Genomic DNA, 8,890 nt, shown 5'->3' with positions numbered 1-8,890 from the left:
TTACGCTGACCACGAGTAAGCGAGTAGAGTTTCATCATGCATAGCACGCTGACACTCTTTACTTTATTATCCCGCACATTGTGCAATACAACAATGATGAAAACAATTTTCGTGTGGATAACTTTTGTTTTATAAAAAAATATTTCACACATATGTGTGAAATATTTTTTAATCTAATTGAACAATTTGAGAATGTCGTGATATGTGACGACGAGCATAAGGAGCATTAATGCACCAAATCCAATTGCATTCGTCCAAGAAGTCACCTGTGCAGGAAGTGGCTTGCGAATGATTGCTTCGATTACAATGAAGAAGAATCGGCCTCCATCAAGTGCTGGGAATGGAATCAAATTGATGACCGCAAGGTTAATCGAGATAAGTGCCGCGAAGAAGAGTACATTCACAAAGCCGAGCTTTGCTGCATCTCCAACAGCACCAACAATCCCCACTGGACCACTCACCTCCTGGAAATCTGCATGTCCAGTAATCGTTTGATAAAGAAAATCAAAAATCCCAATTGCCGTAGAAACCGTATAATCATAGGTCTTTACCCCAGCCTCAAGTGCTGCGAGGTGGATCGGGAGCTTCAGTAATCCCGCCTCATCCATCGCGATTCCTATTGCAGGTTTCCCCGAAGGAGAAACACCAATCTGAGGAACTACACTTATTTCCTGCAAGACCCCCTTACGTGCTACGGTGACCGTAATTGGAGTCTCTTGTTTGCTACCGATGAATGCGGTGACCACCTCTGGAGTAGTGACTTTTACTTCCTCCTTTGAGGTGTTATCACGAAGATGTACGAGCACATCACCAGAGCTGATGCCCGCCTTCGCTGCAGGACTCCCAGGGACAACCTGAGTAACCATCACCTCGACATTCGACAATGTACCGAATGTATTACCTCCGATACTCGTCTTCATGCCGATCGAAAGTATCATCGTGAAGAGCAGCCATGCGACGACAATATTCGCAGTAATGCCTGCGAGGATCACCATCGACTGTATATAGCGTGGCTTATGTGAAAAACTTCGGGCGACATCTCCCTCAACTTCCTGTGTTGGATCCTCACCGTAGATCTTCACATACCCTCCGATAGGCAATGCATTGAACGCATATGTTGTTTCTCCTTTCTTTAGAGAGAAAAGCTTTGGAGGAAATCCAAATGCAAATTCGTCAACACGAATACCGGACTTCTTTGCAACGATGAAATGCCCAAATTCATGAGCAATAACGAGGACGAGAAGGATTATAAGAAATATAATGATTGACATGTATGTAATTTAAAAAGCGAACAATGAGCAATCGCGAGGCACGACTGATTGTGCGAAGCACGTAACGCTCACTGTTCACTTTGCATCTGATTTAACTGCGAATCTCCTGTTCTTTTCGTGCAGCCATTTCATCGAATTTCGCATTTGCGGCTTCGACAAGCTTCTGCATATCCTCCTTCGCCTTGAAATGCTCATCCTCTGAAATAGCACCATCTTTCTCGAGCTGTTTCAGCTCTGTAATAACTTCTTCACGTGCCTTACGGATGGTCACACGAGCATCCTCAAGCTTCGCTTTCAGGATCTTCACTACCTGCTCCCTACGCTCACCCGTGAGCTCAGGAAATGAAATGCGAAGGCCTGCATCATCTGCACTCACTGATAGTCCTAAGTTTGCCTTGGTGATTGCCTGCTCAATTCCTTTTACTTGGGACTTATCCCATGGAGCCACACGAATAGTGCGAGGATCCTCCATTGTAATAGATGCGACATGAGCAATCGGAGACATGCTTCCATACGACTCAACATGTATAGAATCAAGCACCGCACTTGTTGCGCGACCGGTGCGTAAGAGAGAGAGCTCCTTCTTGAACCACTCTTCTCCAGTAACAATTGCTTCCTTGAAATTTGTGAAATCGTATGCCATAGATTGCATAACTATAGCAGAAAATACCTGAACGAGAAAGGTCATGCATCATATCACGCTCAAGCAAAAACCATGAGCACAATACCCCTGTGTTCATGGCCATACGTTCGCGATTATTTGATTCTTGGCAACCTGAGCCCTAAATGTTCAAAAATCATCTTTATCGAGGGTGATGCATCAGCAAGGTCATGTTTTGCCTCAATAATCAATGCTCCTGCCTCCGCACTCGTACGATTTCCTTTGTGCAAACTGTCAGAAAGTACGCGCTCTGCACTATCGAGAAACTGCATCAGCTGTCTTCGAGCAGCAGCTCGTTCGTCGTCAGACTCATCATCCTCCCCCCTTGCAGCAGCAATGATGTCTTTGAGCAATTCAGTGCGTCCGTACAAGTCGAGTGCAAGATACTCTCTCGCTTTTTCATCATCAGAAGCAGTATCACTTCGCTCCTCAGGTCGAACAACCATAAGTCGAGAAAGCACGGTCGGCAGAAGTAGGTCGCGATTCCTTCCAACGAAGAAAAAATGCGTTCCCTCTGTTGGCTCCTCAATGGTCTTCAGCAATGCGTGTTGCGCAGCATCAATCATACGGTCGAATGCAACCACAATAACGCGCCTCCCATCGGCAACCATCACCTGTGCTTCTTTTAAACTACGCGCATCTTCAATATAAAAGACGGGCACGGTACGCACCTCAACCGCATTACCACGTGCAATATCCTGCGCATGAAGATGAGCGACCAGTGCAGGTACAATGCGCTCATGATCCCCTTCAAGCAGATATGCATGGTGCAGATTCACATTAGTGATAGCAGAAAAATCCATGAATTGAGTATAGCAGAATGCCTGCCGATGCGCACTTTATAAAAAATCAGGCGCCTCACAATGAGGCGCCTTAGATCAGCGACACCGAATCTCGATATCGCAATATTCGATCAGTTCGACTTCTGCGGCCCGAACGCCACTAATGCAGTAGGAGCTTTCACCCCTACCTCGGGTCTTATTGAAGGTTGAGCTGACCCCGATCGCGTCAAGCACTTCCGTGACCCTCTGCTTGAAGGGTTCATCATCCATGACCTCAGGAGCCATGATGATATGGAAACGGTAGTTCGGCGAGCGGAAATTCAATTGCTGCCCCTTGAGGAACTGGCCGAGGTGGTGGCGAACCAGCACATCAGCGAATTCAACCTTGGACATATAGACGTTCCCATGGACCACATTGCCTGCAGTCCATGGCTCCTTCGCAAAGAAGTCCGCGAAGCGTGCCCGGTTCACTGCAAGAATTCGTGTCATGAAACCTCCTTTCTTCCGACAACACTATATAACATTATATAAGAATGTCAATACAATAAAAGTAAAACAGAAGCGCCAAATTTTTGATACAGATTGTCTCACTGGAACCCCTAGCCAACTAATAAAAAATAATCGCAGAATTTGGATGCGATTTGCCTTGCTGGAAGGAGCTTGACCGACGGAGCCGTAGGAGTTCTACGGTGACGAGGCAAGCGACTGAAGCAAGGTAAAGTGCGCCAAATTCTGCGATTATTGTTAGCGTTTTGTGATAATGGATTTCTTATAGGTGTCTAAGTGCTCCAACGCAACACCAGTACCCTTTGCGACACAGTAAAGTGCATCATCAGCAAGCATTGCTTTCACGCCAGTACGGCGATACACAAGCTCAGGAAGATTGCGCAGCTGTGAAGAACCACCAGTCATAATGATTCCCCTATCAATGATATCTGCAGAAAGTTCTGGTGGAGTCTCCTGAAGTACATCCTTAATCGCCTTGATCATTTCACGCAATTCACGATCGATCGCACGGACAATCTCGTTTGAAGAAATACTTACCGAGCGTGGAAGTCCCGCGATGAAATCGCGACCCTTGATCGTCATTGAAAGTTCTTGTTCAAGAGGAACCGCTGAGCCAATCTGTGTCTTAATGTCTTCAGCAGTCTTATCACCAATAGCGAGATTGAATGTCTTTTTGATGTAATCGGCGATAGCAGCATCGACACGATTTCCTGCGCACTTCACTGAAGTTGAAGCAACGATACCTCCAAGAGAAATGACTGCAACATCAGTCGTTCCTCCACCGATATCGACGATCATATGTCCGCGCGCTTCATAAATGGGAATCCCCGCACCGATTGCTGCAAGGATAGGCTCCTTCACGACGTAGGCATTCTTCGCACCTGCACGAAGTGCAGCTTCAATGACTGCACGTCGCTCAGTTGAAGTAACGCCTGCGGGAACTGAGACCATGACTTCCGGCTTGAAAAGGGTCCACTTCCCTATCGCCTTACTAATGAAATAACGAAGCATTGCCTCAGTAACGCGGTAATCAGCAATTACGCCATCACGCATCGGGCGGTACGCGATGATATCATCAGGTGTTCGTCCAATCATTTCCTTAGCCTCAGCTCCGACTGCCAAGATCTTATTATCGCGTTCTGATACAGCAACCACCGATGGCTCATTCAAAATGATGCCCTTTCCGGGCATATACACGAGTGTATTTGCTGTGCCAAGGTCGATACCCAATTTTCCACCAAAAATACTCATGTCTGCACTCTAACATATCGCATTGAATAAGCAAAAAAGTCATCAGACATGATGACTTTTTGCATATATACCGATGAGATGTCAATCCGCAATAATGGCGCTATTTTGGCTTTGTTGTTGTCGGAGTAGCAGGTAAAGCCCCTGGAACTACGACGGTAGCACCTTCGGGAACGATAGGCGTATTCTGCTTACTAAGATCACCAATAAGGTCATAACACGAGCGATCGATCTCATTTTTACAGCCTGCAGTATCACCACCTGCTATTGCAGGTGAAACATGATCTGCGTCTGCGCTAAGCTCAGATGACTTTTTGTATTCAAGCGTTGTTCCGAGATGGAAGAAATTACATACCGCATTCTTGTCTGTGCAATGTATACCATCGGCATCACCCTCTGGTTTATTCACATATGCAACATACGTGATGCGATTCATAATCGCAGGAGTAAGCGCATCTTTACCTATATAACTATTATCGATCAATGCGGAAAGTGTTGCAGGGTAGCGTTTTGTCTTTTGTGCATACTGTCCAAGTGCAAGTGCTATTGCAGCTATCATTGATCGTGCTGGCGCATCACGAGCAAGTATCTCCTGAGCCCCTGCTTCACCTTCACGCAACGCACGCAATTCATCAAGTGTCATCCCTGAAGGAGCAACCACCTGCTGCGTTGCGCCGAATGTAAATGCTATATTCAATCGTGCGGTCCCTTTCATCGCAATCTTACTTGGATCAAAGTTTGCCGAGAGCGTGAGCGAAACAGGACGGCGGAGCAATTTATCAATAATAAGCTCGCCAGTGATATTTTTGAAACGTTCAGTGAGTATTGCGTTACGCTCCGCATTATTTTTCACATTTGCTGCCCCACGAAGATACTGCCCAAGCTGCTCATCAACAACTAGCGCCTTGCCGGTATCGATGATAAGAGGCACGCGATAAAACTCACGTCCATCAGCCATGAATTGCTCAACGGCATCTGTAGGTAGTAGCGGAGCATTTGTCGTGAGCAGGCTCGAAAGTGCAGTTGCTGGAGTGATTGCACCATAGTCACCTTGCGAAAGCGTCGAGGTACCTGCGAGACCAAATGCTTTACCAAGTTCAGCATATGGAATCTTTGCCCAACTCGTAGGTGGAAGTAAATGCTCTAGAGGTGTATTGAGTGTCGGAGAATTCTGATAGACGAACACATCATCTCCAATCACCCTCGCCTCTCCATCAAAAGCAATACCCACTGACTGTGGCGCACCTACTTGATCAAGGCTAAACTTCAAAGCATGTATACCATCCCCAAATGCGTTCTTCCTCATCATAATCGTACCTGAAGCAACTGCAGTCGAATGGATTAATTCCGGCTCGGCATCAGTTGATACAACATCGATCATCAATGCAGCGCTATAAGATACGCTCGGGGCAGTAAGTAGTTCACCGACTGCAGCGCCATAAATACTCTTCGCAGCAGGCAATCGATAGAACAAGAAATAGTATGCAGCGAGACCACCAAGGGCGAGTACACCGAGCACACTCAAAGTGATGAGCGCGATAGGTTTTCCAGATTTCTTTGGCGGTGGAGGAATCGGCATATCATCCACCATGGCCTCCATCGCTGCAAGCGCAGCTTGAGGCGCAGTTTGACCGGGGTGAGGCTCAGGAAGCGCAACGCCTGCAATTGCAGTAGTCTTCACTGTTTGTGAGACAACCTGCTCTGGCATGATGCCTTCCTGCATACGCACAAGATCACCAGCCATCGTTCGCTTATGTGGAACTTTCAATGAATGCACGATTGCACTCTTCTCAACGGGAAGCTCAGATAATTCTTCGCCTCCAGCTTGTGACCTGAACACATCTTCCATATTAGTCGAACCAACGGGTTGCATTCCTGACACTGCTGCGAGTATCGATGGACGACCCGGACCATTGATTGCCTGATCTATCTTACGAGTATCACGCACTCGTCCTATATCAAAGCGAATCGGTTCTGGCTTCCTTGGTTCAGGTGGCGGAGGTGGAGTCGAAGGAGGTGGTGGAGGAAGAGGACCACTCGAAATGAACGGCTCTGGAGCAGCTGTTGTTGGAGCAATAGTCTGATTGTAGATTATCGTCGGCGCAATTGGCGGTTGCATACCACCAGCCATGCCCTGCCCCATCATGCCCATATATTGCTGCTGCATTGCCTGCATCTGCTCCGGACCAAATGATGGCATCGTAATAAAGATCGGCTGGAGTGTTGTAGGCGTAGGTGCTGGTGCTGGTGCTGGTGCTGGTGCTGGTGCTGGAGCTGGAGCTGGTGCTGGTGCTGGAACAGGAGTAGGTGTTGGAGCTGTTGCTGTAGACGCAACTGGCTTTACCTCTGGTAATGACTTTGCTGGCTCAACAATCTTCGGAGGCTCGACTGGTTTTGGAGGTTCAATTGGCTTTGGAGCCTCCACTGACTTCGGTGCCTCAACTACCTTCTGCACTGAAGGTATTACCTTTGGAGCCTCAACGGGCTTAGGGGATTCAATAGGCTTTGTAACTTCAGCAGGCTTTGAGACTTCCACTGACTTCGGTGCATCAACTACCTTCTGCACTGAAGGCATTACCTTTGGAGCCTCAACGGGCTTAGGGGGTTCAATAGGCCTAAGAGCTTCAACTAGGGATACTGACTGAGGAGGCTTTGGAGCTGGTGCTGGCATGACCGGCGCAGGAGGTGGAGTAAACTTCGGCTTCTCTTCTTTGACGATAACAGGTTCGACTTTCTTGGGTTCTTCAGCTATTTTTACTACCGGTGCAACCTCTGGTTTCTTGGGCTGATAGACAGGTGCTGCTCCACCAGCAACCTCAAAATCAAGCGAGGTCCTAACCTCGTGCTTCTCTGCTTCTCGTGGAATTGATGCAATGATTGGAGAAGATGGTTTCGGAGCAACCTCTGATTGTTTAACTTCTGGAATTGATACAGACTTCGAAGCAACGGGTGCGGCCTCTCCTTCTTTTTGTCCTCCTGCAGTATGCGGTGGAGTAGCAACCCCCTTTACACTTGGAACAAAAGTAAACTTCACTGGAGCAGCCGGCTTTGGTGCGGGAGGAGGTACTTCTACTGACACTTCCTTTCCCACAACCGGCGCAACGCGCTGTGGCGCAGTGTGGGTTACTGGAGAAGGCTGTTGGACTTTCGAAATTCGCACTGCTTGAGCAGCCTGCCCTGGACGTACTGCATGCGTAGGTGTAGCACCTATAAAAGCAGAAGGCTGGGTCGTTGTGCGCACGAGAGGCCTTGCACCCTGACCAACAAGACTTGCGGGTCGAGCAAGTACTGGCGCAGGTTTTGGCTCAGGTTTCTCAACATACTGCATTGGAGCAGCGTGTTTTACATATTCCATATCGCGAGGTCCCGCAATTGGCTGTGGTGCAGGAGCATGACGCACTACAGGAGGAACTGCAGGCGCAGGTGGAGAGACGGGAGCAGGTGCAACGTATTGCACTGCAGGAGGAACTTGTTCGCGGATTGGAGGAGGAACAATACCTGCCGCTTGCATCGTGAAGCGTTCAACAGCATCCTCGGGAAGTCCGAGTGCACGAAAAGCCTCAGCCACATCAGCTGCATCCCATTCCCCCTCAGTGATCAGGAGTCGAGTTATTTCGTCCAAGCTCATTCCGAGCGCATGCTCAATACGAATGAACTCCAAAAGCTCCGATGTGGTCATAGATATATCATATTGTAACATATTATTCGGTGCTCCTATTCCCCTATACACATAAATTCTGAACAACTTTTCTTACTTCTGAGATTGCCGCTATAACTCTTGACAGCACACTTCAACAGGCATAGAGTATTTTTGAACCCCCCGTTCCTTTCCTATAGGAGGCACACCTCGTGCACACGCTCGTTCGTCAATATCCCGCCGCAACGCGGTCCGAAGCCAGCCAGCTTTGGACACGCTTCGAGTCACACTTCAGTGCCGAGCACAACAAGTTCGTTACTGAAGAGCTGATGGTCAGCATCGTCCTTCGGGTCGCTGCGGAAATCATCGTTCGTGACCTGTCGGCCTGCGAATGCATCAACGCGGAGACCAACGTCCTCGCGCAACAAGTGCTCGCATGCAAGAACAACGTGGAGGTCTATAGCCTCTACGAATCCGACAAGGAAGCCTTCGACAACCTCATCTTCATGAACTACATGGACGATGAGTGCAAGGGTGATGTCGCCGATGCGGTGTATGCCGAAGTACACTGCCGCGCGCTCTCGCTCTTGCTCGATGCTCCCGAAGTCAGCGCTATCCCACCCCAGCTTCACGAAGACATCGTCGAGATGCTCAACCTCGTGAAGGGCTAGCGCCTAAGCAATACAGTGGACGAATCACATTCGTCCACTTTTTCGTATACAAGAAATGAAAGTGTCATTATTTTGTGGGATATTTTCAGGAAATGCATCACCAAAAGTATAGC

The 8,890-nt window shown here is 48.2% G+C and carries 7 protein-coding genes; 1 reads left to right on the top strand and 6 read right to left on the bottom strand.

The genetic code is table 11. The annotated features are described in order from the left end of the window. Positions 1 to 173 precede the first annotated feature (173 nt). From rseP to VJ579_04580, 6 genes are all read right to left on the bottom strand, one after another. A complete protein-coding gene (gene rseP / locus VJ579_04605; protein HXK38319.1) occupies positions 174 to 1,271 on the bottom strand; it encodes an RIP metalloprotease RseP in 1,098 nt (365 codons plus the stop codon). A gap of 91 nt (positions 1,272 to 1,362) precedes the next feature. Continuing rightward, positions 1,363 to 1,914: a ribosome recycling factor gene (gene frr / locus VJ579_04600; protein HXK38318.1), complete on the bottom strand. Its 552-nt coding sequence runs from the start codon at positions 1,912 to 1,914 to the stop codon at positions 1,363 to 1,365. Between the two features lie 113 nt (positions 1,915 to 2,027). After that, positions 2,028 to 2,735, bottom strand: a complete 708-nt coding sequence (locus tag VJ579_04595; GenBank protein HXK38317.1) for a hypothetical protein — start codon at positions 2,733 to 2,735, stop codon at positions 2,028 to 2,030. A 75-nt stretch (positions 2,736 to 2,810) separates the two neighbouring features. Continuing rightward, a complete protein-coding gene (locus VJ579_04590; GenBank protein HXK38316.1) occupies positions 2,811 to 3,203 on the bottom strand; it encodes a hypothetical protein in 393 nt (130 codons plus the stop codon). Positions 3,204 to 3,458: 255 nt separating this feature from the next. Then, a complete protein-coding gene (locus VJ579_04585) occupies positions 3,459 to 4,472 on the bottom strand; it encodes a rod shape-determining protein (GenBank protein ID HXK38315.1) in 1,014 nt (337 codons plus the stop codon). Positions 4,473 to 4,572: 100 nt separating this feature from the next. After that, entirely contained in the window at positions 4,573 to 8,148 is a 3,576-nt protein-coding gene (locus tag VJ579_04580) for a hypothetical protein (protein ID HXK38314.1), read from the bottom strand. A 170-nt stretch (positions 8,149 to 8,318) separates the two neighbouring features. On the opposite strand from VJ579_04580, the gene VJ579_04575 reads away from it, so the two are divergent. Further along, a complete protein-coding gene (locus tag VJ579_04575) occupies positions 8,319 to 8,777 on the top strand; it encodes a hypothetical protein (GenBank protein ID HXK38313.1) in 459 nt (152 codons plus the stop codon). Positions 8,778 to 8,890: the final 113 nt, after the last annotated feature.

It is taken from the genome of Candidatus Paceibacterota bacterium (assembly GCA_035583355.1).
In the GTDB taxonomy this organism is placed as follows: Bacteria; Patescibacteriota; Minisyncoccia; order Phycocordibacterales; family UBA6899; genus JAJZQJ01.
Note: the sequence above shows the minus strand (reverse complement) of the source record. Positions and strands in the feature narration are given on the sequence as shown.

Excerpts from the sequence above, each read along its gene's own strand:
- VJ579_04585 (HXK38315.1), bottom strand. The coding sequence starts at position 4,472 with ATGAGTATTTTTGGTGGAAAATTGGGTATCGACCTTGGCACAGCAAAT.
- VJ579_04595 (HXK38317.1), bottom strand. The coding sequence starts at position 2,735 with ATGGATTTTTCTGCTATCACTAATGTGAATCTGCACCATGCATATCTG.
- VJ579_04580 (HXK38314.1), bottom strand. The coding sequence starts at position 8,148 with ATGACCACATCGGAGCTTTTGGAGTTCATTCGTATTGAGCATGCGCTC.
- frr (HXK38318.1), bottom strand. The coding sequence starts at position 1,914 with ATGGCATACGATTTCACAAATTTCAAGGAAGCAATTGTTACTGGAGAA.
- VJ579_04590 (HXK38316.1), bottom strand. The coding sequence starts at position 3,203 with ATGACACGAATTCTTGCAGTGAACCGGGCACGCTTCGCGGACTTCTTT.
- rseP (HXK38319.1), bottom strand. The coding sequence starts at position 1,271 with ATGTCAATCATTATATTTCTTATAATCCTTCTCGTCCTCGTTATTGCT.